General features: G+C 68.3%; 23 protein-coding genes and 1 pseudogene. 13 read left to right on the forward strand and 11 right to left on the reverse strand.

What is annotated here, in order from left to right:
- Window positions 1-197: 197 nt before the first annotated feature.
- Window positions 198-650: pseudogene (locus ACI3KU_RS02470) on the forward strand (histidine kinase); the annotation flags it as partial.
- A 419-nt stretch (window positions 651-1069) separates the two neighbouring features.
- Window positions 1070-1756 (forward strand): response regulator, encoded by a 687-nt coding sequence (locus tag ACI3KU_RS02475; RefSeq protein ID WP_404920701.1) that lies wholly within the window; start codon window positions 1070-1072, stop codon window positions 1754-1756.
- Window positions 1757-1806: 50 nt separating this feature from the next.
- On the opposite strand, the gene ACI3KU_RS02480 is transcribed toward ACI3KU_RS02475, so the two are convergent.
- Together ACI3KU_RS02480 and ACI3KU_RS02485 are read right to left on the reverse strand one after the other, a co-directional pair.
- Window positions 1807-2505 carry a potassium channel family protein gene (locus ACI3KU_RS02480; RefSeq protein ID WP_404920702.1) on the reverse strand — a complete coding sequence of 233 codons (699 nt, stop codon included), beginning with the start codon at window positions 2503-2505 and terminating at the stop codon, window positions 1807-1809.
- The gene (locus ACI3KU_RS02485; protein WP_404920777.1) at window positions 2498-3853 is read right to left on the reverse strand and encodes a TrkH family potassium uptake protein; all 1356 of its coding nucleotides are present in this window, start codon (window positions 3851-3853) and stop codon (window positions 2498-2500) included. The genes ACI3KU_RS02480 and ACI3KU_RS02485 overlap by 8 nt, the downstream gene beginning before the upstream one ends.
- Window positions 3854-4052: 199 nt before the next feature.
- Between ACI3KU_RS02485 and ACI3KU_RS02490 the strand changes: the two genes are divergently transcribed.
- The 3 genes from ACI3KU_RS02490 to ACI3KU_RS02500 are packed head-to-tail and all read left to right on the forward strand — an operon-like array spanning window position 4053 to window position 6696.
- The gene (locus tag ACI3KU_RS02490) at window positions 4053-4802 is read left to right on the forward strand and encodes a 3-hydroxybutyrate dehydrogenase (RefSeq protein WP_404920703.1); all 750 of its coding nucleotides are present in this window, start codon (window positions 4053-4055) and stop codon (window positions 4800-4802) included.
- A complete protein-coding gene (locus ACI3KU_RS02495) occupies window positions 4799-5623 on the forward strand; it encodes an alpha/beta fold hydrolase (RefSeq protein WP_404920704.1) in 825 nt (274 codons plus the stop codon). The genes ACI3KU_RS02490 and ACI3KU_RS02495 overlap by 4 nt, the downstream gene beginning before the upstream one ends.
- Before the next feature lie 11 nt (window positions 5624-5634).
- Window positions 5635-6696, forward strand: coding sequence for an alpha/beta fold hydrolase (locus ACI3KU_RS02500; RefSeq protein WP_404920705.1), 1062 nt, complete (start codon window positions 5635-5637; stop codon window positions 6694-6696).
- A gap of 203 nt (window positions 6697-6899) precedes the next feature.
- Here ACI3KU_RS02500 and ACI3KU_RS02505 read toward each other — a convergent pair whose 3' ends face one another.
- On the reverse strand, window positions 6900-7295 hold the full coding sequence (locus tag ACI3KU_RS02505; RefSeq protein WP_404920706.1) for an ester cyclase: 396 nt from the start codon (window positions 7293-7295) through the stop codon (window positions 6900-6902).
- Window positions 7296-7464: 169 nt separating this feature from the next.
- Here ACI3KU_RS02505 and ACI3KU_RS02510 point away from each other — a divergent pair, with 169 nt between their 5' ends.
- Window positions 7465-8124 carry a TetR family transcriptional regulator gene (locus ACI3KU_RS02510; protein ID WP_404920707.1) on the forward strand — a complete coding sequence of 220 codons (660 nt, stop codon included), beginning with the start codon at window positions 7465-7467 and terminating at the stop codon, window positions 8122-8124.
- Between the two features lie 103 nt (window positions 8125-8227).
- On the opposite strand, the gene ACI3KU_RS02515 is transcribed toward ACI3KU_RS02510, so the two are convergent.
- On the reverse strand, window positions 8228-8518 hold the full coding sequence (locus ACI3KU_RS02515) for a hypothetical protein (protein WP_404920708.1): 291 nt from the start codon (window positions 8516-8518) through the stop codon (window positions 8228-8230).
- Between the two features lie 186 nt (window positions 8519-8704).
- A complete protein-coding gene (locus ACI3KU_RS02520; protein ID WP_404920709.1) occupies window positions 8705-9211 on the reverse strand; it encodes a GNAT family N-acetyltransferase in 507 nt (168 codons plus the stop codon).
- On the opposite strand from ACI3KU_RS02520, the gene ACI3KU_RS02525 reads away from it, so the two are divergent.
- Together ACI3KU_RS02525 and ACI3KU_RS02530 are read left to right on the forward strand one after the other, a co-directional pair.
- Window positions 9210-10586 (forward strand): PLP-dependent aminotransferase family protein, encoded by a 1377-nt coding sequence (locus ACI3KU_RS02525; RefSeq protein WP_404920710.1) that lies wholly within the window; start codon window positions 9210-9212, stop codon window positions 10584-10586. The two genes, ACI3KU_RS02520 and ACI3KU_RS02525, sit on opposite strands and share 2 nt — an antisense overlap.
- 129 nt (window positions 10587-10715) lie before the next feature.
- Window positions 10716-11654, forward strand: a complete 939-nt coding sequence (locus ACI3KU_RS02530; protein ID WP_404920711.1) for an endonuclease/exonuclease/phosphatase family protein — start codon at window positions 10716-10718, stop codon at window positions 11652-11654.
- A gap of 5 nt (window positions 11655-11659) precedes the next feature.
- On the opposite strand, the gene ACI3KU_RS02535 is transcribed toward ACI3KU_RS02530, so the two are convergent.
- Both ACI3KU_RS02535 and ACI3KU_RS02540 read right to left on the reverse strand, forming a co-directional pair.
- The gene (locus tag ACI3KU_RS02535; protein ID WP_404920712.1) at window positions 11660-12022 is read right to left on the reverse strand and encodes a Fe-S protein; all 363 of its coding nucleotides are present in this window, start codon (window positions 12020-12022) and stop codon (window positions 11660-11662) included.
- Complete coding sequence (locus ACI3KU_RS02540; protein WP_404920713.1) at window positions 12019-12723, reverse strand: hypothetical protein; 705 nt, start codon at window positions 12721-12723, stop codon at window positions 12019-12021. Before ACI3KU_RS02540 ends, ACI3KU_RS02535 begins: the two co-directional genes overlap by 4 nt.
- 54 nt (window positions 12724-12777) lie before the next feature.
- On the opposite strand from ACI3KU_RS02540, the gene ACI3KU_RS02545 reads away from it, so the two are divergent.
- Entirely contained in the window at window positions 12778-13254 is a 477-nt protein-coding gene (locus ACI3KU_RS02545; protein ID WP_404920714.1) for a MarR family winged helix-turn-helix transcriptional regulator, read from the forward strand.
- Between the two features lie 28 nt (window positions 13255-13282).
- On the opposite strand, the gene ACI3KU_RS02550 is transcribed toward ACI3KU_RS02545, so the two are convergent.
- The 3 genes from ACI3KU_RS02550 to ACI3KU_RS02560 all read right to left on the reverse strand — a co-directional run bounded on the left by ACI3KU_RS02550 (window position 13283) and on the right by ACI3KU_RS02560 (window position 17467).
- Window positions 13283-16123: an AAA family ATPase gene (locus ACI3KU_RS02550; protein ID WP_404920715.1), complete on the reverse strand. Its 2841-nt coding sequence runs from the start codon at window positions 16121-16123 to the stop codon at window positions 13283-13285.
- A 44-nt stretch (window positions 16124-16167) separates the two neighbouring features.
- Window positions 16168-16380, reverse strand: coding sequence for a hypothetical protein (locus ACI3KU_RS02555; protein WP_404920716.1), 213 nt, complete (start codon window positions 16378-16380; stop codon window positions 16168-16170).
- 121 nt (window positions 16381-16501) lie between these two features.
- Complete coding sequence (locus ACI3KU_RS02560; RefSeq protein WP_404920717.1) at window positions 16502-17467, reverse strand: LacI family DNA-binding transcriptional regulator; 966 nt, start codon at window positions 17465-17467, stop codon at window positions 16502-16504.
- 145 nt (window positions 17468-17612) lie between these two features.
- Between ACI3KU_RS02560 and ACI3KU_RS02565 the strand changes: the two genes are divergently transcribed.
- The 4 genes from ACI3KU_RS02565 (at window position 17613) to manD (ending at window position 22861) form a co-directional block, all read left to right on the forward strand.
- Window positions 17613-19130, forward strand: coding sequence for a mannitol dehydrogenase family protein (locus ACI3KU_RS02565; protein ID WP_404920718.1), 1518 nt, complete (start codon window positions 17613-17615; stop codon window positions 19128-19130).
- A complete protein-coding gene (locus ACI3KU_RS02570; protein ID WP_404920719.1) occupies window positions 19127-20131 on the forward strand; it encodes an L-idonate 5-dehydrogenase in 1005 nt (334 codons plus the stop codon). Before ACI3KU_RS02565 ends, ACI3KU_RS02570 begins: the two co-directional genes overlap by 4 nt.
- A 38-nt stretch (window positions 20132-20169) precedes the next feature.
- The gene (locus ACI3KU_RS02575) at window positions 20170-21561 is read left to right on the forward strand and encodes an MFS transporter (RefSeq protein ID WP_404920720.1); all 1392 of its coding nucleotides are present in this window, start codon (window positions 20170-20172) and stop codon (window positions 21559-21561) included.
- 70 nt (window positions 21562-21631) lie between these two features.
- Complete coding sequence (gene manD, locus ACI3KU_RS02580) at window positions 21632-22861, forward strand: D-mannonate dehydratase ManD (RefSeq protein WP_404920721.1); 1230 nt, start codon at window positions 21632-21634, stop codon at window positions 22859-22861.
- 136 nt (window positions 22862-22997) lie between these two features.
- Here the strand turns inward: manD and ACI3KU_RS02585 are convergent, their stop codons facing one another.
- Window positions 22998-24296 (reverse strand): glycoside hydrolase family 125 protein, encoded by a 1299-nt coding sequence (locus tag ACI3KU_RS02585; RefSeq protein ID WP_404920722.1) that lies wholly within the window; start codon window positions 24294-24296, stop codon window positions 22998-23000.
- Window positions 24297-24484: the final 188 nt, after the last annotated feature.

Genomic DNA, 24484 nt, shown 5'->3' on the forward strand with positions numbered 1-24484 from the left:
CCGCGTTGCTCCCGATGCCCCAGAGCATGGGGGAGCGTACCCCGCTGGGCGTGGTCGCGACGGCGCTTCCGGCGCTCCTGATCTGGGGCCGGCATCGCTGGCCGTTGGCGGTGCTCGCCGGCTGCGTCGTCTGCTTCTGCGTCGCCGTCTTCACCGCCCCGCTGAGCCCGCTCGCCGTGCTGGCGACGGCCACAGCGATGTATGCGCTCGCGGTGCAGTCTGATCGGCGCCGCACGCTGGCGGTGACGATCGCCGTGCTCGTGGTGATCCTTCCCGTGTGTCTTGTGGCGGTGTCGAACGGTGTGTTGGAGCCGTTGCCGGTAGCGGTGTCCGTGACGGTCTGCTTCGCCGCCGCTCTCGGTGATGGTGTTCGAACCCGTCGTGCCTACATCGCAGAGATCACTGATCGAGCCGTCCGTGCTGAGGCCAGCCGCGAGAGCGAGGCGGCTCGGCGGGTGTCCGAAGAACGCCTGCGCATTGCGCGGGATCTGCATGATGTGGTGGCGCACCAGATCACCGTGATCAGCCTGAACACGAGCCTCGCCTCGGCACATCTTCGGACGGAGCCGGACGAGGCCGAAGCGGCGCTTGTCACGGTGCGCACGGCGTCGCGCCGAGTGCTGGGAGACATCGGCAACCTGCTCGCGCTGCTGCGGGCAGGGGAGGAGCCGACCGACGCTCCGCAACCGGGGTTCGCCGACCTCGACAGCCTGATCGATGAGTTCCGCGCCTCCGGTCTCGACGTCACGGTGCGCCGGGAGCGCGCGACGATCGAGCTCTCCCCCGGCGCGCAGAACGTCATGCATCGCGTGATCCAGGAGTCATTGACCAACGCGCTACGGCACGGCAGCGAACCCCGTGCCCACGTCCTCATCACCGGCGATGACGACGCGATGCGGGTGATCGTGACCAACCCGGTCGATGTGGCGGCACTGCGTCCCGCGACTCCGGGAGGGTACGGGCTGCAAGGCCTGCGAGAGCGGGTGGCGTCGGTGGGAGGAGCGTTCTCCGCTGAACTTCGGGGCGGCCTGTTCCGCGTGGAAGCGACGTTCCCCGGGAAGGAGGAGACATGATCTCCCTGCTCATCGTCGATGACCAACCGCTCATTCGCACCGCCGTGCGCGGTCTGCTGCGGGTGAGCGGAGACATCGAGGTCGTCGCGGAGGGAGCCGATGGCGTCGAGGCGGTCAACCTCGCGCACGAGCATCGGCCGAACGTCGTCCTGATGGACATCCGAATGCCGCACCTGGGCGGGATCGAGGCCACCGAGCAGATCTGCGCCGACCCGGAGCTTGCCGCCACGCGTGTTCTCATCCTCACCACGTTCGAGGAGGACGAATACGTCCTCGCCGCGTTGCGCGCCGGGGCCAGCGGATTCATCGGGAAGGCGGCGGAACCTGATGAGATCGTCCGCGCGGTGCGGGCTATCAGCGCTGGAGAATCCTTGCTCTCGCCGGCTGCCACGCGAGCGCTGATCGAGCGTCACCTCCGCGTCGACTCGATCGCCACCCTCCCCGCAACGGAGACCGCGGATCTGCGGATCCTCACGCTGCGGGAACGAGAGGTGCTGCAGCTCATCGGGCATGGTCTGAGCAACCAGCAGATCGCCGATCGGTTCGTGATCTCCCCGCTCACCGTGAAGACCCACATCAATCGCATCATGTCGAAACTCGACGCCCGCGATCGTGCGCAGCTGGTGATTCGCGCCTACGAGTCCGGGCTCGTGGTGCCCGGAAGCGATGGCCTGCACCGATAGCGCATCCGAGCGTGACGAGGGGTGTTCGGGATGGACTCGTGAGGACCGCCTCAGCGCAGAAGAGCGAACTGCTCCGCCTTGTGCGTCGGCCCGACGATGAGCACGGTGTCGCCCGCGGTCAGCACCGTCGCGTTGTCCGCGTTCTGCCAGGGTGCGTCGCCGTGCTGGAAGGCGGCGATGGTGATCCCGTGGGACGTGCGGATCCCCGTGGTGCCGAGCGGCTTGTCATGCAGGACCGCGGGCGCAGGGGTCTTCACGAGCGCGTATCCGGGGGCCACCTCGATGAAATCAAGGGCGGCACCGCGCACCAGGTGAGCCACACGACGCCCCATGTCCTTCTCGGGATAGATCACGTGGTGCACGCCGAGCTGCTCGAGGATGAGCCCATGACGGTCGTCCATTGCCTTCGCCCAGATGACAGGGGTGCCCATGCTGAGGAGGATCGAGCACGCGAGAATAGAGGCGGAGACGTCGTCGCCGATCGCGACCACAACGCGGTCGAACTCGTTGATGGCGAGTTGACGCAGCGCTTCCTCTCGAGTGGCATCCGCGCGCACCACTTGCGTGAGCTCACCATTGTGGATCTGGACGAGGTCTTCCGACACGTCGATGCCGAGCACTTCGGTGCCGCCGGTCATGAGCTCCATCGCGAGGGCGCTGCCGAAGCGACCGAGGCCGATGACGGCGACGGAGTCGGCTTCGGCCAACCGGCGAGAAGCGCTGGCGGCGAAGAGGGAGAACTTACCCAATGGCGGGCCTTTCCTTCGGGAACTGATACAGCATGCGGCGCTCGCGCAAGGCGATGGCGCTGCCGAGCGTCAGGGGGCCGAGACGGCCGAGGAACATGAGGAGGATGAGGACGATCTTGCCCGCAGCAGGCAGATCCGCGGTGATGCCGGTGGAGAGCCCGACGGTGCCGAACGCTGACACGGCTTCGAACAGCACCCGATCGAGGGCATGATCGGTCAGCATCAGGAGGGCGACGGTTCCCGCGATCACGGCGCCGACGGCGACGAGGACAACTGTGATGGCTTGGCGGTGTACGGCTCGGCTCAGGCGCTTGCCGAAGACGTTCACCTCGGGGTCGCCACGCAGCTCGGCGATCATGACGAAGAACAGCACCGCGAAGGTGGTGATCTTGATGCCTCCCGCGGTTCCCGCGGGACCACCGCCGATGAACATCAGCACGTCCATGCCGAGCCAACTCGCATCATGCATCCCACCGATGTCGATCGAGTTGAACCCGGCGGTGCGAGTCTGCACAGACTGGAAGAACGCCGCGAGGATCCTCGACCCCGGATCGAGGCCACCGAGCGTCTTCGGGTTGTCCCACTCGATGACTGCCAGATAGAGCGTTCCGATCGCCAGCAGGGTCATGGTCCCCGTGAGCACGAGCTTGGTGTTCATCGTCCAGTGCAGGGGGCGGCCGAACTCTTTTCGCAACTGCATGATGACCGGGAACCCGATCCCGCCGAGGATGATGGCGGCCGCGATCGGAAGACAGATGAAGGGATCGGAGACGAACCCCATCAGATTGTCGGTGAACAGGGCGAATCCGGCGTTGTTGAACGATGACACGGCAAGAAAGCCCGCGTGTGCGAACGCCTCTCCGAGACCGTATCCGTAACCGAAGACGAAACGCGGCCACAGCAGCAGCGCCACGATGACCTCGATGATCACCGTGATGCCCAGAATGCCGCGGACCAGCCCGCGGATATCCGCGAACCCCACGGCCTTGGTCTCCGCGGCTGTGTTCACCCGCGCGCGGACGGAGAGCTTACGGGCGAGCACCATGCCGATGAGCGAGGCGCAGATCATGATCCCGAGGCCACCGAACTGAATCAGCGCCAGAATCACGACCTGGCCGAACGGCGTCCAGTAGGTCGCCGTGTCGACGGTGGCTAGACCCGTCACGCACACCGCGGAGGTAGCGGTGAACAGCGCGTCGACGAAGCTGGCCTCACCGGGCCCCTGCCGAGCGATGGGGAGCATGAGCAGAGCAGTTCCCACGGCGATGGCCGCTGCGAAGCCGATGACGACGATCTGCGCGGGGTGGAGAGTGCGGTGGCGGTGTTGCCGCCGAGTGCCGGCTCGCATGAGCGGGGTGTGATCCACCGCGCCAATATAGCGGCTTCGGCTGGTGACCTCGCCGCGAGTCGCCGCACGGCCCGGACGGACTGCGCGCGGGCACCGGGTTCCTCCTGACCGGCACCCGACAGAAACGCGCCGCCAGATGTGCGCAATTGCATATTCCAACCTCTGTTCGGGGCTGAATCGGTGAACTAGCCTGCACAGCATGACGATGGAGTTGACCGGCCGGCGCGCGTTGATCACCGGCGGGGCGAGCGGGATCGGGCGGGCATGTGCACAGGCGCTGGCGCGCGCCGGCGCCGACGTGATCGTCGCGGATCGAGATGAGTCCGCTGCGCGTGCCGTCGGCGCCGAGGTGGGAGGGGAGGTGATGGTCGTCGACCTGTCGGATCTGGAGAGCGTCGCATCGCTCGCCGTCGATGTCGACATCCTCGTCAACAACGCGGGAACTCAGACCATCGCTCCCGTGGAGGAGTTCGACCCCGCCACCTTCCGCCGCATGATCGACCTCATGGTGACGGCCCCGTTCCTTCTCACTCGCGCCGCGCTGCCGCAGATGTATGAGCGCGGGTGGGGGCGGATCGTGAACATCAGTTCCGTCCATGGGGTACGTGCCAGTGCGTACAAGGTGGCGTACGTCACCGCGAAGCACGCGCTGGAGGGCATGTCCAAGGTCGTGGCGCTGGAGGGGGGAGCGCGCGGCGTCACCAGCAATTGCGTCAATCCCGGCTACGTGCGCACTCCGCTTGTAGAGAAGCAGATCGCCGATCAGGCGCGGGTGCACGGGATCGCACCGAGCGAGGTGGTGGAGCGGATCATGCTGACCGAATCCGCCATCAAGCGACTGCTCGAACCTGACGAAGTGGCGGCTCTCGTGCTGTGGCTGTGCGGAGCCAGCGCGGGCATGGTGACCGGCACCTCGCACCTCATGGACGGCGGATGGAGCGCGCGGTGAGGCTGCACGTGCGCGAATACGGCACCGCCGGTGGGCCGGAGGTGCTGGCGATCCATGGCATCACCGCCCACGGCGGCTCATGGGCGGCCGTTTCGGCGCTGTTGCCGCAGCACCGCGTCATCGCGCCGGACCTGCGTGGCCGAGCGGGAAGTCGTGATCTGCCGGGTCCGTTCGGGCTGCGACGGCACGCGGACGATCTCGCCGCTCTGCTTCGCGCTCGCGGCGGAGCGCCTCGAGTGGTGACCGGGCATTCGATGGGCGCGTTCGTCGCCGTCGCGCTTGCGTCTGCGTACCCCGAGCTGGTCGAGCGCCTCGTGCTCGTTGACGGCGGACTTCCGCTCGAACTGCCGGAGGGAGCGACGCCCACCGACACCGCACGTCTTCTCGGCCCGGCGGCCGAGCGCCTGCAGCGCACGTTCGCCCACGCCGACGAGTATCTCGACTTCTGGCGTGCGCATCCCGCGATCGGACCGTACTGGCCGGCGACGTGGGACGCCTACGCGCGAGACGATCTCATCGGCGCCGAGCCGGAGCTGCGCGCCTCCGCGTCCGCCGCCGCGATGATCGCCGACGGTACGGAGCTGTACGGTCCGGACTGGTATCTCGCGGCTCTCCGTTCGCTGCGGATGCCCGTGTCGGTGCTGCGCGCGCCGCGCGGGCTGCTGGACGCCGATCCGCTCTACCCGTGCGGTGCCATCGAGGCGTTCCGCTCGCTTATCCCGCAGCTTCACCTCATCGAGGTGGACGACGTGAACCACTACACGGTGCTGTTCTCCGATCGCGGCGCCGCCGTGGTCGCCCAGGCCATCGAACATCCCTGACAGGAGCAGTCATGAGCGATCTCTTCCCCGGAATCACCACGCACCGCGTCGCATCGTCGCGCTACGCCGCCAACGTGCTGGAACGGCCTGGTGAGGGTGAGGTCGTGGTGTTCATCCACGGCAATGTCTCGTCGGCCGCCTTCTACCAGCCGACGATGCTGGCGCTGCCTCGCGAGTATCGCGCGCTCGCGATCGACCTGCGTGGATTCGGTGCGAGCGAGACGCTGCCGGTGGACGCGACCCGCGGTCTCCGCGATTTCTCGGACGACGTGATCTCGGTGCTGGACGCACTCGACGTGGAGCGGGCCCACGTGGTCGGCTGGAGCATGGGCGGCGGTGTGGCCATGCAGCTGCTGCTGGATGCGCCGGACCGTGTCTCCTCGCTCTCGCTGGAGGCACCCGTCTCGCCGTACGGCTTCGGAGGCACCCACGGTGCGGACGGCCTCCGCAACGACGATGACGGCGCAGGCACCGGAGGCGGCGGCGCGAATCCCGATTTCGTCGCCCGCCTGCGTGCCGGGGACCTGACCGCGGACGCCCCCACGTCGCCGCGGTCCGTGCTGCGCAGCGCCTACGTGGCGCATCCCGATGCACAGGCTGAGCACGAGGATGTCTGGGTGAGGTCGATGCTCACCACGTCCACCGGCGAGGGCAACTACCCGGGCGACAGCGTTCCCTCGTCGAACTGGCCGGGCTTTGCCGCCGGGAATCGGGGAGTGCTCAACACGATGGCGCCGCAGCACTTCGACGTGTCTGGCATCGCCGATGCCCCGCACCGGCCGCCGATTCTGTGGGTGCACGGCGCTGGTGACGTGATCGTGTCCGACACGTCGCTCTTTGATCTGAACCACCTCGGCGCACTGGGCGTGATTCCGGGTTGGCCGGGTGCGGAGGTGGCGCCGGCGCAGCCGATGAAGCAGCAGACCCGCGCCATGCTGGCTCGGTACGCGGCGGCGGGCGGTGTGGTGCGCGAGGTCGAGATCACCGGTGCCGGCCATGCGCCGCACCTGGATGACGCTCCACGCTTCGACGCGGAACTCGCCGCGCACCTCGCGGCGGTCGACGTCGCCTAGACTGCATCAGAAGCGGGTTCATCGGTTGCTGTTTCGGCCCACTCGTCCGGAGGACGGTTGAGGTGTGCGCCCTGGTGAACGGACTCGCCTCCACTCGCCGTGGCTGCCCGCTTCGTCGCCCCGCGCCCGGGGTGCGCCCTCGACGCCGATCGCGTCGCTTCGACCACGGGCGCACCCCGCTGCCTCACGGGGATGACTCTCGGTCAGCCCAGCTGCGCCGCGATGGCCGCCGAGTCGATGAAGATGCGTTCCGAGATGACGCGGTCGTCACCGTTGAACGTGATGACGGCGATCATCTCCAAAGAGATGGTGCGACCGCTGGGTGCCAGCCCCGCGTAGGTGCCATCGTGTGTTCCGTCGAAACGCACGTGCATCGCTCCGGTGTCGCCTTCTTGTCCGAGCGGCGTGATCGTCGCGCGGAGGTCGCTGAATCCCTCGAAGAGTGCCAACTCCCGCGTGCGCAGAGCCTCCAGGCCGCTCTGCGGGCCGGTGAGGGGCGAGTCGTAGTTCGCGGGTTCTGCCCACAGAGTGAGGATCGTGTCGGCGTCGTGCGCGTTGACGGCCGCAGCTGCGCGCTGGGCGAAGTCGTGAATCTGCATGGCGTGATCTCCTTCGATCAATGGGTCAATGTGTCGCCGTTGCCGAGCAGCAGGCCCGGGGCCTTCTGAGCACCTGTCTCGCCGCGCGCGGGTGCTGAGTGTGGTGTGACACGGTAGCCATTAGTTAAACAAACCGGTCGGTCTATTAAAAGGGGACTATACTGCCCCTGTGTCACCACGTCCACCTTCCCTCGGATCCGGCCGGCGTGTCGGACGGCCGGCAGGCCCCACCGCACAGGGCGCTGCCTCGCGTGAGGTGATCGTCGACGCGGCGGCGGGCGTCTTCGCGCGAATGGGGTATGACCGGGCCCGCATGGCCGACATCGTCGAGGCGAGCGGGCTGTCGAAGGGCTCGGTGTACTTCCACTTCGACAGCAAGGAGGCGCTTGCCGTCGCGGTCTTGGAAATCCGCCAGGCGCGCTGGCTTCATGACGTCGAGCTGCTGCTGGATGCGGGCGCGCAGGGCACCCCGCGGCTGCGACGACTGCTGCCGGCGATGATCGAGCTCCACCAGAACGACCCCGAGGCGTGGGTGATCTCGCGGCTCACCCAGAGCCTGTCCGCGGTCGAATCGACCCGCGAGCTGGCCGCGGAGATGACTCAGCGGTGGATCGATCTCGTGGCCGGTCTGATCAACGATGCCGCCGGCTCGGAACGGCCGGACGCGGAACTCCTCGCGACCGTCTTCGTCGGTGCGTTCGACGGGTTGAAAGTCACCGTCGACATCACCCGAGCACCGGACCGGGAAGCGGCGGCACGCGCGCTCGCGGACGGCGGGGCGGTGCTCGAGCGGATGCTGCTGTCCGCTGCCGGTGTCGCCGCAGAGTAGGCGCGACGACAGGGGCTCTCGGGCGGCCGGCGACGTCGCGTGAGGGTCGAGTGATCAGTCCTCGTCGAGGGGGTGCCGCACAGGGGATCGCGGCGGTCGCGCGTTATTCGTCGCCGTCAGCTTCAGCTTCAGCTTCAACCCTGCGAGGTTTGCGCCCCGTGAGCTGCCAGGCGAGGACCAAGCCGATGCCGAGGAGCGCCGCGCTGCCACCCAGCCACATCCCGACGCTGGTCTCCACGCCCATGACGGATGTGTGCCAGTCGCGGCAGTATGAGCGGGCGCTGTCCTGCGCGTCAACGCACATGCCCGCCGGGAACAGGGGCGCGAACAGCACGAACGCGACGAACAGCGCACCGGCCCCGGTCCAGAGCAGAGCTTTCGTGCGTGCCGACATGCTTCATTCCTACACCGGAGGAGAGCGCGTGGGGTGGACGGCTTCGGTGGCACGCACATTGCCGGTGGGTTGCCACGGCGACCGGGGTTCGCCAAGACGGCGGCGGTTTGCCAGGACGGCGATGTATCACTCGGCGACCCTGGGGGCGGGCCCGGGGCATCCACGCGCGGCCCCGAGCCCGCCGGTTCACGCAGTCGTGGCCGACGTCTCGTAGGTGACCCAGCGCGTTCGCGTGGCGAGCGTGTCGTACAGCGCCTGTGCCTGGTGGTTGTCGTCCGCCGTCACCCACTGCACGAAGCCGCGTCCCTGGCTCGCGGCGAGGTGGCGCAGGTCCTGGATGAGCGCACGCCCGACGCCACGGCCACGCGCGGACGGAGCCGTGAACAGGTCGTCGAGGAAGACGCCCGTGGTGCCCGTGTAGGGAGAAGAGATCGGGCGGTGATGTGCGAACCCCACCAGCTCGCCGTCGATCTCTGCCACCAGCGCAGAGCATTCATGGGTGGGATCGGTGAGCCACGCCCACGCACGCGAGACGACATCCTCCGATTCCGTCAGCTGGTAGAACTCGCGGTACTGCCGGAACAGCTCTCGCCACGACGACTCGTCATTCGCGCGGAGAGGGCGAACGGTCGGCCGTGGGTGAGACAGTAACGGCTGGGTCAAACCGGGAGAAACGATACTCTGTTCATTCATGGGGCAAGATAACAGATCGCGCGAGATCGCCGATCACCTCCGCGGGCAGATTCTCGGAATGAGCGCGGGGACGCGGCTGCCCGGCGTGCGTGAGCTGTCGGCGCGATTCCACGCGAGTGCTGCGACGATATCCAGCGCGCTCGCGGAGCTCACGGCGCGTGGGCTCGTTCGGGCTGAACCCGGCCGCGGAACCTTCGTCATCGGTCGCGGGCACAGCTCACGACCCGACTACGCCTGGCAGTCGCAGGCTCTCGGTCCCGTGCGCGTCGATGCCGATCGCGCCTCGCGTTTGGGAGCCCATGGCCAGCCGGAACAGCTCCCGCTCTCGTGGGGCTATCTGGCCGACGAGTTGCAGCCGACCGAGCACCTGCGCCGCATCAGCGCCCGCGTCGCGCGATCGGCGCGGGGATGGGGCCTCACTCCGCCCGCCGGTTCTGCGGAACTGCGTCGACTGATCGCGGCCGAGTATCGGGCGCAGCCCGAGGATGTGCAGATCGTGCCGGGTGGCCAGCAGGGTCTGGTGTTTGCATTCCGCACCCTCGCGGAGCCCGGTGAGACGATCGTGATGGAGAGTCCCACCTACCCCGGCGCCATCCTCGCTGCGCAGAGCGCCGGATTGCGGATCGCGGCAGTACCCGCCGATGCCGAAGGCATCCGAATCGACCTGCTCGCGGATGAACTGGAACGAACCCGAGCGCGGGTCGTATACCTCCAACCGGCGTTCGCGAACCCGACCGGAGCGGTGATGAGCGAACACCGTCGCCGCGAAGCCCTCGCGCTCGCCGCCGCCCGCGGTGCGTTCATCGTCGAGGATGACTGGGCTCGCCACCTCGGACTGGAGCGTCCCGCTCCGGCGCCGCTGTTCACTGCGGACACCGACGGACACGTGGTGAGCATCACGACGCTCGCGAAGCCGGTATCGCCCGGACTGCGGGTGGGCGCGATCATCGCGCGGGGGCCCGCCGGGGCGCGGCTGCGCGCATCACGGATCGCCGATGACCTCGGGGTCTCGCCCCTGATGCAGGAGATCGCGTTCGAGTTCCTGTCCTCCAGCGAATGGGGGCGGCATCGCAAACGCCTGCGCATCGCGCTGAGCGATCGGCGCGATGCTCTGCTTGCGGCCGTCGCCACGAACGATGACCTGCAGGTGCCGCATGTGCCACAGGGTGGCCTGCACCTGTGGGTGCGGTTGCCGGGCGATGTCGACACCCGTGCTCTCAGCCGGGCGGCGCACACGGCGGGAGTGCTGGTGGGGGATGGCAGCCACTACTTCGTCGACGAGCCCCCGGCACCCTTCGTGCGGCTGTCGTTCGGTGCGGCATCTCCGCCGCAGATGGCCGAGGGCGTGCGCCGACTGGAGGGCGTGCTGCACTGATGCGGTGCTGCGTTGGCGTCGTGCTGCGGTCGCGTCGTGGTGCCTACATCCTGCTGCGCTGACGTCGTGCTGAGCTGACGTCGTGCTGCACGCAGGCTCTTTCGAGCGGGCACGGCATAGGCTCGCGGGGTGTCGCAGCCTCACCCCCACCGCCGTCCCGTCGGGCGTGCCCGGGTGTGGGCCGCCGCCGTCACGGCGCTCATGGTTCTGCTGCTCGCGGTGATGGCGGGAATAGCCGTCCCGGGGTTGATCGGCACCCTTTCCGCTGTCGCATTGCCGTGGCTCTGGCTACCCGCTGCGCTCGTCATCGTGGGCGGGTTCTGGTGGTGGCGACGGCGTTGGATCGCCCTGCTGCCGGCGCTGGTCTGGATCGTCGCGACGGCATCATCGCTGACCTGGTTCCCGCCCGCGGCCCTCGATGGCGATGGTGTCATCGTCGCGGCCAGCCAGAACGTCGAGGCGGGCTCAGGAACCGCCGCGGAGTCGGCGGCGGCGCTCATCGATCGAGGGGCCGACCTCATCGCGCTGACCGAGCTGGATGCACAGTCCCGTGACGACGCGATCGGCGCGCTCGAGGACTCGCATCCCTACCGGTACGTCGTCGGCACGGTGGGTCTGTGGAGTACGTCCCCGATCATCGACGCGGAGGCGCTGGATCTCGGTCTCGGGTGGCAGCGTGCACTGCGGGCGGAGATCGAGAGTCCCGCGGGCCCGATCAGCGTCTACGTGGTGCACGCCGCCTCCTTCCGTCCCGGCGTGCAGGACGAGCGGGATGCCATGCTCACCGCGCTCGGGGATCTGATCGCGGCGGACGATCATGACCGGATCCTGGCCCTCGGCGACTTCAATGCTGCCGGTGCAGACCCGGTCCTCGCGGGCATTCGCTCGCGCCTGGCGGAACCGGGCCAGTCCTCGTTCGGCTTCGGGTTCACCTGGCCGGCGAACCTGCCGTCCGCGCGCATCGACCACATCTTCCAGCGTGGCTTCGATGCCGGTGGTGCCGAGACGCTTCGCGCCGGAGCCAGCGATCATCTCGCCGTCCTCGTCGCTCTCCGTTTCCGCTCGTAGCGTGCTCAGGCCCGCCAGAAGATGGCGACGCCGGCGTTGATCACGGCCAGGGCTCCGATACTCCAGAACGCCACGTTCGTGGGGCGCCCGGCCTTCTCCCGCGTGATCACGACGCCGAACGCCCCGCCGATGGCGAATGCCAGCACCAGCTTCACGGCGAGCTTGATGTAATTGAGGTGGACGTCCGCGGGGAACGGGATCGCGAGGATCAGTCCAGAGACGATCATCACACCGAGTCCGGTGCGAAACAGGGTGGTGGTGACGTACTGACGACGTGCGGCCTGGACGGCCCACCCACCGAGGAGGAGCGCGAAGCCGACGAGGTGGATCAGCACGAGCAGTTCGCGCAGCAGAAGCAGGATGTTCATGAGTCTCCGAGGTGAGGTGTAGAGGTGCGACGGGCTCGCGCCCGGGGGAGCAGGAATGCGCCGGCGATCAGCCAGATCCCACCGCCGAAGCGAACGATCGGCAGCAGGAACTGCAGCGGATCGATCGCCAGGGCGAGGAAGGAGATCTCGCCGAGGAGTGCGATGAGCAGGCCAGCGAGAGCGAACCAGCGCGGGACGAATCTCAGGATGAGTGCAGGCACCGCGATGCCGGCGATGAGCAGGCCGACCCCCACCGCGTAGCCGATGCCACCGAGCGCGAACGCGAAGCGGGCGAGGGCTGCGGCGATGCCGGCGTCGGCAGCCTCGGGGCCGGCGACGATGGACCAGCTCGCGAGAGCCGAGAGCATCAGCATCACCGAGGCGGCGATTCCGCCGTACAGTCCGATCGCCGGGCCCGGCACGCGTACTCCGAGTCGGAGCTGGCGAGCGTACGCGGAGGCCGCGAGGATTCCGAGCGGCACCGCGGCGCCGAGCTGGAGCGTGGCGGCGACCCGTACCGCAAGGGCGTGCGCCGTGTACCACTCGGACAGCTGTGACGCCGGCGCGAACGGTGCCGGGGCAGAGCCGCTCCCGAGAACCAGGACGAGAACGCCGGCAACGGTGAGAGCGAACGTCACGATCGCGAGCGGGCCGAGCGGTGGCCCGCCGCTGCGTGATGGGTGTGAAGATGAATCGGTCATAGAGGAAATCATGCACAGTGTGAATCATTCTGTCAACTAAGGTATGCTGAATTCATGAACGCGCCACGTCAACCGCAGCGCACCGGGTTTCTGCTCTCGCAACTCGGTGCCTTCGCGTCGTCGCGCTTTGCCGAGCTGATCAAGCCGATGGGACTCACACCCGCCACTGCCGGGGTGCTGCGCATCCTGGCGCGCACTCCGGGTCTCAGCCAGCGCACGCTCGCCGATCGGCTGGGGTCTGTGCCGAGTCGGGTGGTGGTTCTCGTGGACTCGCTGGAGAGTGCGGGGCTGGTGTCTCGCACGCGGGACCCTGACGACCGGCGTCATCACCGGCTGGATCTCACCGAGGAAGGACGTGCGGTTCTCGGGCAGCTGCGTGGCGCGGCGGAGCAGCAGAACGCCGACATCCTTGACGTGCTGTCGGAGGAGGATCGCGCCGCGTTCGCCGAGCTGATTGCGCGCCTGGCGGGGGCGCACGGCCTGGATCCGGACGTGCACCGCGGATACGGATCGGCTGCTGCGACGCCCTGAGGCCCGCGGGGGCGATCGCGATGTCCGCTCAGCGGCGGGAGGCGACGGCAGCCTCGGTGCGGCTCGCCACGCCGAGCTTTCGCAGGATGGCGGAGACGTGCACGCTTGCGGTCTTGGCGCTGATGAACAGGCGTTCGCCGATCTGCCGGTTGGTGAGACCTTCGGCGACGAGATCGAGTACCTGCTGCTCGCGTGCGGTCAGCGCGTCGGAGGCGGGGGCAAGCACCGCGTCGTGACGCGTGACACGTGCGAGCCCGGCGTCACGGATGAATGAGGCCGCGCGCTGCTGTACCTGCTGATGGCCCAGCGCGTTCGCCAGCTCTGACGCGGTCGCCGCCTGTTCTGCCGCACTCACACGATCGCCCGCGGTCAGCTGCAGGCGCGCGAGTTCGAGTCGGAGGACGGGACGGAAGATCGCGGGTACGTCGTCGTTCTCGGCGACCGGAAGGGCCGCACGGAGCGTGGCGATGTCACCGCTCAACACGGCGGTGAGCACGGTGTCCCAGTGCGGGATCCGCAGCGCGGGCGGTCGAGCGTTCCATGCGGTGCTGAGCGCGTGCGCGGTGGCATCGGCGACGGTGTGGTGTCCGTCCGCGCGGAGATCGGTGACCACCCGCGCGCCCTCCAGTAGGAGCCGCGAGACCTGCGCCAGCGGGGGTCCGGGATCGTCGATGACCGTGGTGAGGACACCCGCAGCGCCCATCGAGTCGCCGGCGCCCAGGTTGACCAGCAGCTCCACGCTGCGCAGCGAGAACCAGACCTGGCGCTCGACGTCGGAGATGGCGGCCGCGATGGGACGCCATTCGTTGAGCAGCTGCGTCGCCTCCGCTATGCGCCCGCGCCACACCAGGATGCGGATGCGGGACATGGTGGCGTACACGCGGAAGATCTGCAGCGTGCGCAGCGCGAGGTCGCGGGACATCGCCTCCTCGGCACGATCGATCTCGCCCAGTTCGATCAGCGGTTCGACCAGGTTGTGGGCGAGCACCGAGCCGGTCGCGCGCTCCACCCCGAGGCGGCGAGAGTGCGTCACGCCGAGCTGTGCGACCTCCACGGCCTCGCGGAAGCGACCGAGGTTGTGAAGGGCGTCGGCGTAATTGACGCGGTATCGCAGCTGAGCGTCGTGGTCGGAGGCGTGTTGCCAGGACACACGCAGGTCGGCGAGGCCGGCATCGACGTCGCCGAGGTGAATGCGACTGCAGCCGCGCAGATTAGCCGCGACCGACATGGCATTGTCGAAGCCGGAGGCCTCGGCGATGCGAAACGCCTCGTCGGTGGTCTCGATGGCTTCAGCGAGCCGCGCGCTGGTGAGGTAGCGCCCGCTGAGGTAGTTGAGCAGCGACGCGCGTAACTGATCTTCGTCGAGATGTCCGTCGAGGATTGTGAGGGCCTCGCCGAGCAGCTCCACCGTGCCGGGCTTGCCGAGGTTCTGGAGATACAGGGCGCGGTCGCGCAGCAGCCGTGCATGCAGGGCTGGGTCGGCCGTGCGCGGATGCAGCTCGTCCAGGGCCAGCGTGACCACGGTGAGCGCACGTTCGGCATCGCCGCCGTTGCGCAGGATCGACCCGAGTCGGGCGAGGAACGGGATGCGCCCGATGCCCGCCACCGCGTCGGCATCGGGCACCTGATCCCAGAGCTCCAGCGCCAGTTCGCCGAACCGTGCCGCGGTGGAGAACGCGTAGCTGTCTTTTGCCTGCTGCATGGCGCGCACCGCTGCCTCGAGCGCTCGTTCCGGGTCGTGCGCCTGGTGCCAGTGGAAGGCGAGGCTGGATGCCGCACCGCCGGCCGCCTGGATCGCCTTCGCGTAGGAGCGATGCAGGCGTGCCCGTTCGCCGGGCAGCAGGTCGTCGTGGATGGCCTCGCGCAGCAGCGCGTGCCGGAACGCATACGAATCGTCGTCGCGCACCGTGAGGATGCCTGCCACGACCGCTTCCCGCAGGGCTTCGTCGAGACTTTCACCGGTGCGGCCGGACACCGCCGCCAGGAGGTCGTGAGCGATGGCGCCATCGCACGCGGATGCCAGCCGGACCGTGCGGCGAGCGTCATCGCCAAGGGCGTCGAAGCGGGCGAGGAGGACGTCGCGCAGGGTCTCTGGTAGCGGCCCTTCCGCGTTGCACACCAGCTCCTCGACGAAGAACGGCACACCCTCGCTGCGCTGCAGCAGGCGCGCGATCGTGGCGTCGTCCATCGGTCCGCGCAGCCCCACCACCAGCTCTCGCACCGCGCTTGCATCGAGGCGGGGGAGCGTGATCCGCTCGAGCAGCCGCGCGCGCTCGGACTCGGCGAGGAAGGTGCGGACGGCACCACCACGGCGCACTTCATCCGTGCGGCAGGTGAGCACGAACAACACCCGCCGCCCCGCGAGAGCGCGCAGCAGGAACGACAGCATCGACAGCGTGGCGGCGTCGGCCCAGTGCAGATCCTCGACGATCACCACCACGGGCCGTGCCGCAGATGCTGCCTCGAGCAGATTGGCGATGGTTTCGCCGAGCGCCTCCGGGCGGACGCTGGACCGGTCGAGCGGAGTGGCGGCAGGGTCGGGGAGCAGGAGTTGAAGCGCGTTACGGCTGGGACCTGCGGCGGCATCGGCGCGCTCTCCGAGTTCATCGAGAAGGCCTCGCAGGATCGCGGGAAGCGGACCGAAGGGCGCGGGGGTGGAGCCGTAGTCGAGACACCAGCCGGTGAGCACGGTGGCCTCGTCGACAAGCTGCCGACGAAACTCGCTGGTCAGCCGGGACTTGCCGATGCCGGCTTCGCCGGCGATGAGCGCGGAGGCCGGTTCGCCCCGCTCCGCAGCACGCAGCGCCTCGTGGAGGAGCGCGAGCTCTGCGTCGCGCCCCACCATCTCCGGCGCTGTGGTGGCTGACATGGCTTCATCATGCCAGCCACCTCGGACATTGGAACGGCGGTCGATCACGCCGTGTGCGGGGCGCACTCCGCGCGCTCGCGCGGTGCTCGGCGGGCGGTCGTCGCGCCTGCCGCAGTCATCTGATCAACCAGCCGACGCAGCAGGCTCGGGCGGGGCACGATGCGCTCGGCGGCGATGCGTGCGCGCTCGGCGTTGATCACCGCCTGCTCCAGCTCGACAGCCGCGAGATACTCGTTCACGTAGGTGTTGAGGTCCATGACACTCTCCTTCTTCGGTACCCCTACGCTCCTCTCTGAGGTGGGTGCGACCCATCCGGCAGATGCCTAATATCTGAGCCCGAGGGGCCTCAGATCTGGGGGTACCTGGAGACCCCTCGGCTCACACCGCCGGTGCGGCGGTGGAGGCGCGGACGATGAGCTGTGAGTCCAGCGGAGGAAGGCTGCTCACCCGCTCGCCGGCGATGGCCGTGAGTAGCAGCTCGACGGCAAGCGTGCCGCTGCGTGCGATCGGCATCCGCACGGTGGTGAGCGCCGGGGCGACCGCGCTCGCGAGGTCGATGTCGTCGATTCCCACGATGCTGATGTCGGTGGGGCAGCGTCGTCCGAGTTCCAGCAGACCGGCCTCCAGGCCGAGCGCGACGAGGTCGTTGTAGGCGACCACCGCGGTGGCGCCGCTGGCTGCCGTGGGTGCTGCCGCGGCGCGTCCGCCCTGAATGGATGCGGCCTGATGGCTGAGGCGGGTGAGGCGAATGCCGTATCGCTCGCAGGCCCGCGCCACCGTGTCCGCGCGTCGGGCGTCCGCCCAGGAGCCGTGCGGTCCTGAGGCGTAGGCGATGTGCGTGTGACCGAGCGCTGCGAGGTGCTCGATCGCCTGCGTCGGGCCGTGCTCGGTGTCCATCACGATGCTGGGCACGCCGGTGATGAGTCGGTTGATCACGACACAGGGGGCGGAGCCCACCAGGTCGATCACCTCGTCCTCAGGAAGGCGTGGGGAGCACAGGAGCATGCCGTCGAGTCTGCGCGCCTGCTCGATCTGCTTGCGCTCGCGGCGGAGATCCTCGTCGGCATCGAACACCACCGTGTGGTGACGGCCGTGCCAGGCCTGCCCCTGGATCGCTTTCAGCAGTGTTCCGTATACCGGGTTGGCGACGTCTGGGAGGATGACGCCGAAGGTGCGGGTGGCGGTCGAGGGCGATGTCCCGGTCACGTACCCGAGGTCGTTCGCAGCTTCGAGCACGCGATCAAGGGTGCCTTTTGCGAGTCGATCCGGCTCTCCGAAGGCGCGAGACGCGGTCGCGACGGACACGCCGGCCTTGCGCGCCACATCGGTCAGCTTCGCCGCCATGCCTCACCTCTCCCGTTGGAGTCATCCTATGTTCTCGCATTTCTGCAAACGATGTTGACAAAGTTGTACAAACCGTTGCAGACTCGGTTTCACCACGATCAGCGCCGCTCTCACCACGACTGCGGCTCGAGCAAAGGAGCCCAGCGTGACGAACGCCGCACCCGCCCTCCGCCGAGGAGAAGCCGCACTCGCGGCCGCGCCGACAGCGAACCCCGCGGGCGCCGGGATCCTCCACCTCGGACTGGGCAGCTTCCACCGCGCACACCAGGCGGTCTACACGGCGGCAGCACTCGCGGCCGAGGGCGGCGAGTGGGGAATCATCGGTGTGGCGTCACGCTCGCGCACGGTCGTGGACGGTCTTCGCGCGCAGGACTTCCTCTACTCGGTCGCGACGATCTCCCCGGACGCGGCATCGCTGAGCATCCCCGGCGTGCACACCGACGCTTTCGTGGGCGCGGATGAGCCGGCCCGCGTGGTCTCGCACATCGCCGATGCACGCACGCGGATCGTTACGCTCACGGTCACGGAGAACGGCTACAGCTACTCGCCCGCGACGCAGCACCTCGACGTGGAGGACGCCGGCATCCGGCGTGATCTGCAGGGCGGCGCGCCGCTCACCACGATCGGACAGCTCGCGCGCGGCCTTCAGGCTCGCGCGCTCGCCGGTGGTGCCCCGATGGCCGTCCTCAGCTGCGACAACCTCGCCGCCAATGGCAAGCACACCGAGAAGCTGGTCCGTGAGTTCCTGCAGGAGCTCCCCGCTGGAGAGGGCGCGGACACCCTCGCCTATCTCGACGCCGCGGTGTCGTTCCCGTCCAGCATGGTCGACCGCATCGTCCCGGCGACCACTCCCGCGCTGCGTGATCGTGTCGGTCTCCTGCTCGGCGCCTCGGATGCCGTACCCGTGCCCGCTGAACCCTTCAGCATGTGGGCCATCGAAGACGCCTTCCCCGGCGGACGACCCGCCTGGCAGGTGGGCGGAGCGGTGTTCACGGATGAGGTCGCCCGATACGAGCAGGTCAAGGTGCGTCTGCTCAACGGCACGCACTCTCTGATCGCCTATCTCGGTGCGCTCAGCGGCGTCGACACCATTCCCGAGGCCATCGGTCGCGCATCGATCGAGGAGGCGGCGCGCGCTGTGATCCGCGGCGAGTACGAGCCCTCGGTCGAGGCGCCCACGGGCCTCGATCTGCGTGACTACGAGGGCCAGCTGTTCGAGCGGTGGGCCAACAGCGCTCTCGGACATCGCACCAGTCAGGTCGGCAGCGACGGATCGGTGAAGCTGCGTCAGCGCATCCCGGAGCCCGCCCTGCTCGCTCTCGGCAACGGGCATCTGCCGCACCTGATCGCACTGACCGTGGCCGGGTACCTCTCCTGCATCGCGCCGCTTCCGGGATTCGATCCGGGTGCCCAAGCCGCCGCGATGACCGATCCGGCGCGCGACAGCCTGAGCGCGTTCGCCGCCACCGCGCGCAACGGCCGCGATCTCGCGCGGCACGTCATCGCCGATCTCCGCCTGTTCGGGGCGGAGCTGGCTTCGCAGGACGCATTCATCGAGCGCGTCGGCGATCTGGCCACCATGATCCAGCGACACGGCGTCGATGGCGCGATCGCGGACGCCGTCGACGCGGCGTCGAGCCCGACGAAGGGACAGCACTCATGAAGACTCTGGCCATCCACGGTGCCGAGGACATCCGCTGGGAAGACCGCGAGGTGCCGCAGCCGGGCCCCGGCGAGGTGCGCCTGCGGGTGTCGTTCGTCGGCATCTGCGGCTCCGATCTGCACTACTACTTCCACGGCGCCAACGGCGAGTACACCATCCGCGAGCCGCTGACCCCGGGTCACGAGCTCTCCGGCGTGGTGGACCTCGATCCCTCTGGACGGCTCGCACCCGGCACTCCCGTCACCGTCCACCCGGCCCGCTATGGAGCAGATGTCGCGGGGCTTGAGGATCGCCCGCACCTGCGCCCGGGTGGTGACTACCTCGGCAGCGCTGCGGCGGATCCACATCGGCAGGGGGGCGCGTCGGAGTACCTCCTGGTCGAAGACCACATGATCCGGGTGCTCCCGTCGTCGCTGCCGCTGGAGCGTGCCGCGCTGGCCGAGCCGCTTGCGGTGGCGCTGCACGCGGTGAATCTTGCCGGATCGATCGCCGACAAGCGCGTCCTCGTGATCGGCGCGGGTCCGATCGGACTCCTCGTGGTCGCGGCCGCGCGCCACGCGGGTGCCGATGTCATCGGCGCCAGCGACGTCCTGTTCGAGCCGCTGGAACGCGCTCGCAGCCTGGGCGCCACCGAGTTGTTCACGGTGGGGACGGACGCGATCGACGACGAGTCGTTTGACGTCGTCCTCGAATGCTCCGGTGTCGCGCCGGCGCTCACCCAGGCCGTCCGTGCCGCCCGCCGAGCGGGCACCGTCGTCCAAGTCGGCATGCTGCGAAACGCCGATATCCCGGTGAATCTCGCCCCGCTGCTCGCCAAGGAGCTCACCATTCGCGGTGCGTTCCGCTTCTCGACGGAGATCGACGACGCCGTCGCGCTGCTTGCTGCTTCCGACGAACTCGACCCCGTCATCTCACACGTCATTCCCGCCGCCGATGCGGTAGCGGCTTTCGAACTGGCCCGCGATTCCTCGGCGTCCGCGAAGGTCCTGCTGGCTCTCTGATCACCCCTGCACGCACATCACTACAAAGGAGTACCCCGATGAGCAGTTCCCCCGGTTCCGGAACCGCGACGTCCGCCCCCGCCCAGCGCTCGATGGGCGACCTCGTCCGCGCAGCCGTCTCTGGCTGGCTCGGCACGGCGCTGGAGTTCATGGACTTCCAGCTGTATTCGCTTGCAGCAGCACTGGTTTTCAGCCAGCTCTTCTTCGCCGGTGACGATCCCGGCATGGCGGTCGTCCTCGCGATGGCCACCTACGGTGTCGGATACATCGCCCGACCCATCGGCGCGTTCGTGTTCGCCCGGATCGGCGACCGCATCGGCCGCAAGAAGGTGCTGTTCTACACGATCCTGCTGATGGGTGCGGCGACCACCCTCATCGGTGTGCTGCCCACATACGACCAGGTGGGCCTCACGGCTCCGATCCTCCTCGTCCTGCTTCGGCTCGCACAGGGCTTCGGTGCGGGCGCGGAGATCTCCGGTGCCGGCGTCATGCTCTCCGAGTACGCCCCCAGTAACCGCCGCGGACTCGTGGCATCCCTCGTGGCGCTCGGCACCAACTGCGGCACCCTGTTCGCCTCGGCGATCTGGGCGATCCTGCTGGCCGTCATGATGGAGGCCGACGTGATCGCGTGGGGATGGCGCATCCCGTTCATCGCCAGCGCGATCATCATGCTCTTCGCCCTCTGGGTGCGATTCAACCTCAAAGAGAGCCCGGTGTTCGAAGAGCGCACCGACGTGGTCGACGGAAAGGCGTTGTCGCGCACGGACCTGGTGCAGCTCGCCACGCAGACCAACGACATCCGCACGCTCGAGTCGCTGCAGCGCAAGCCGATCAAGGCCATCATCGTGTCGTTCTTGCTGCGCTTCGGTCAGGCCGGCAACTCGGGTCTGGTGCAGACGTACCTCATCTCCTTCATCACGGTCACGCTCGCGATGTCGAAGGAGATCGGCCCCGAGGTCGTCATCGTGTCCTCCCTCATCGGCTTCATCACCATTCCGCTCATGGGTCTGCTGGGTGACCGGTTCGGTCGTCGTCGCATGTACATCATCATGTCCACGCTCTCGCTGCTGGTGATCGTTCCCGCGCTGCTGCTGGTGAACACGGCGGAGGCGACCCCGGTCTTCGTCGGGTACGCGCTCATTCACAACATCTCGGTGCTGGGTCTGGCGTCGATGGAGAACATCTCGATCCCCGAGATCTTCGGCGCCCGCAACCGCTACACCCTCACGGCCGTGGTGCGCGAGATCGCGGCGATCATCGCGACCGGTGTCGGCCCGATCGTCGCGGCCGCGTGGGTGGCTGCTGCCACCGGCAGCATCGTCCCGATCATGGTGCTCATGGGCATCTTCACCGCCTCGGCACTGGTCGCGGCGATCTGGGCCCCCGAATGGACCGGGCGCGATCTCACCGATCCGCGCGCGGCCATGTGACGACACCTCAGCACATCAACCCGGGTGCGGCGACCGCACGGTCGCCGCACCCCTTCCTCGAGGACCTGACATGACCATCGAACTCGTCGACGTCTCCATCACCAGCCCCGGACGCAACTTCGTCACGCTCAAGATCACCACCGCCGACGGCGTCGTTGGCTGGGGCGATGCCACCCTCAACGGACGTGAGCTTGCCGTGGCGTCCTATCTCTCCGACCACGTCGCGTCGATGCTCATCGGCCGCGACGAGGACCGCATCGAGGACACCTGGCAGTACCTGTACCGCAGCCCCTACTGGCGGCGCGGACCGGTGACGATGGCGGCGATCGCCGCGGTGGACATGGCGCTGTGGGACATCAAGGCCAAGAAGGCCGGGATGCCGCTGTACCAGCTGCTGGGCGGCGCGAGCCGGGAGGGCGTCCGCGTCTATGCGCACGCATCGGGCACCGACTACGCAGCGCTGAAGAACGCGATCACCGGATATCAGGAGCTCGGCTACACCGCCGTCCGCGTGCAGACCGGTGTCCCCGGCCTCGGCCAGATCTACGGCGTCTCGGCCAGTGGCCCCGGTGTGCGGTACGACTACGAGCCGGCGAAGCGGGTGCAGAACGGTCGACCCAGCGAGGAGACCTGGGACACCCGCAAGTACCTCAGCCACATGCCGGGCGTGTTCGCTCAGATCCGCGAGGATTTCGGCACCGACCTGCGGGTTCTGCACGATGGGCACCACCGGATGTCGCCCATTGAAGCAGCACGCTTCGCGAAGGACATCGAGCCGTACGACCTGTTCTGGCTGGAGGACTGCACGCCGGGGGAGGACCAGAGCGCACTGCGACTGGTGCGCCAGCACTCCACCACGCCGCTGGCCATCGGCGAGGTCTTCAACACCGTCTTCGACTACCAGACGCTCATCACCGAGCGCCTCATCGACTACGTGCGTTCCGCTGTGACGCACACCGGCGGCATCACCGCGATGAAGAAGCTGCTCGACTTCGCTGCCGTCTACGGCATCAAGTCCGGGATCCACGGACCGACGGACATCTCTCCGATCGGCATGGCCGCGGCGCTGCACCTGGACCTGGCGATCCACAACTTCGGCATCCAGGAGTACATGCCCCACAACGAGCAGACGCTCGAGGTGTTCCAGACGTCGTTCACGTTCGACCGCGGCTTCCTGCACCCGGGCGAACAGCCCGGTCTCGGCGTGGAGCTGGATGAGGCGGCCGCCGCAGGCTTCGACTACACGAAGGCGTACCTCCCGGTGAACCGCCTCGAGGACGGCACCGTCCACGACTGGTGAGCCGAACGCTCTCACTATCTGCGCTTCGCTGCTGCTATCCGAGCACATTCTGAGACCGGTCGGTGGTGTGGTCTCAGGAGGTGCTCCGAAGGGGCGGGCGTAGTGCGCAACGTGAGACCAACGCGGCGTGGGCGGCTCACACTGGCCGGGCGTCGGCCGCGACTTGCAGCGCCAGTTCGCAGAACATCGAATCGGCCCACGAGAACCACGCCCGCGAAAACTGCGTCGGATCGTCGACGTCAACGCTCTCGTGAATGTGTCCGGTGCCGCCATCGGTGGTGGCGATCAGCTCCAGCAGTCGGATGCGTTCGTCGGGCGTGCCAACGAGACCCTGGACGGCGAGCGCGATCGGCCACACCCGCTGGGGGAGGGAGTGCGGGCTGCCGATACCGCGCAACATACTCCCGCTGTACCAGTACGGGTTCGATGAGCTGAGGATCACGTCGCGCGTGGCTTGCCAGACCTCGCGGTCGATGACGTCGGGCGCGATGAGCGGCAGTGACAGCAATGACGGGGTGTTCGCATCGTCCATCACCAGCACGCCGCCGCGGCCGTCGACCTCGTAGGCGTAGATGTGCGCACCTTCGGGGCCCGCAACGATGCCGTGCCCCCGCACTCCGGTGGTGAGTTCGTCGGAGAGGTTCTCGGCGTCGTCGGCCAATGCCGCGTCGGCCAGCACCTCGCGGGCGATCTCGGCGATGGCCCGCAGTGCCTGCGCCGCGAACAGGTTCGCCGGGATGTTGTAGCCGTAGGTGCACGCGTCATCCGAGGGGCGGAACCCACCCCAGGTCATGCCGGTGCGGGCGACCTCGGAGCCCCGGCCCTCGCGGGCCAGGGTCTCGGTGGGGATCGTGGTCGCGCGCTCGAATCGGTACGGCGAGCGGTCATGATCCTGTTCGAGGCGGAGTTGAGCGACGATCATGCGCAGCACCTCGTGTCCGTCGGCATCGAGGAACGCCGTGCGTCCGGTGCGACGCCAGAGTGTGTGCGCCAAGGTGACGGGGTAGCAGAGGCTGTCGATCTCGTACTTCTGCTCCCAGACGTGTGGATCGTCGCAGACGTCCTCGGGGTCGTAGTGCGCACCGGTCGGGCCGTCGTTGAAGGCGTTCGCGTAGGGATCGTGGGCGATGAAGCCGAACTGGCGACGGACGACTGCCTCCACCAGATCGGCGAGCTGTGCGCTGCGGTCGAGAAACCGCAGGTAGGGGGTGAGCTGCGTGGTGGAATCGCGCAGCCACATCGCCGGGATGTCGCCGGTGATGATGAAGACTCGGCCGGCATCGTCGAAGCCGACGGTGTCAGTGAGCGTGCGCAGCAGCGCCGCCTCGACGAGATCTCCGATGCTCGCTCCACTCACCCGCCGCACGTCGTCTGCGGCGCTGCGGACGATCGCGCGGGTGTCGGCATCCGGAGCGAACGGGGTCGCGGTGTTCATCGAGTTCATCCTCCACGGTCTGTCATCGCATTATCCCCGTGATCCATCGCCACCTCCGCCTCGCGCCCGTGACGTGAGTCGTCTCCGCTGTGATTGCGTCATCCGCGCCCCGGCGTCTGCATGCTCACATCTGCGCCACCGAACCCCACGCCCCTCGTCCGCGTCACCGAAGCCCGCGAGGCTTCCGG

Origin of the sequence: Microbacterium sp. ZW T5_56 (genome assembly GCF_044987425.1) — a bacterium.
Lineage (GTDB): Bacteria > Actinomycetota > Actinomycetes > Actinomycetales > Microbacteriaceae > Microbacterium.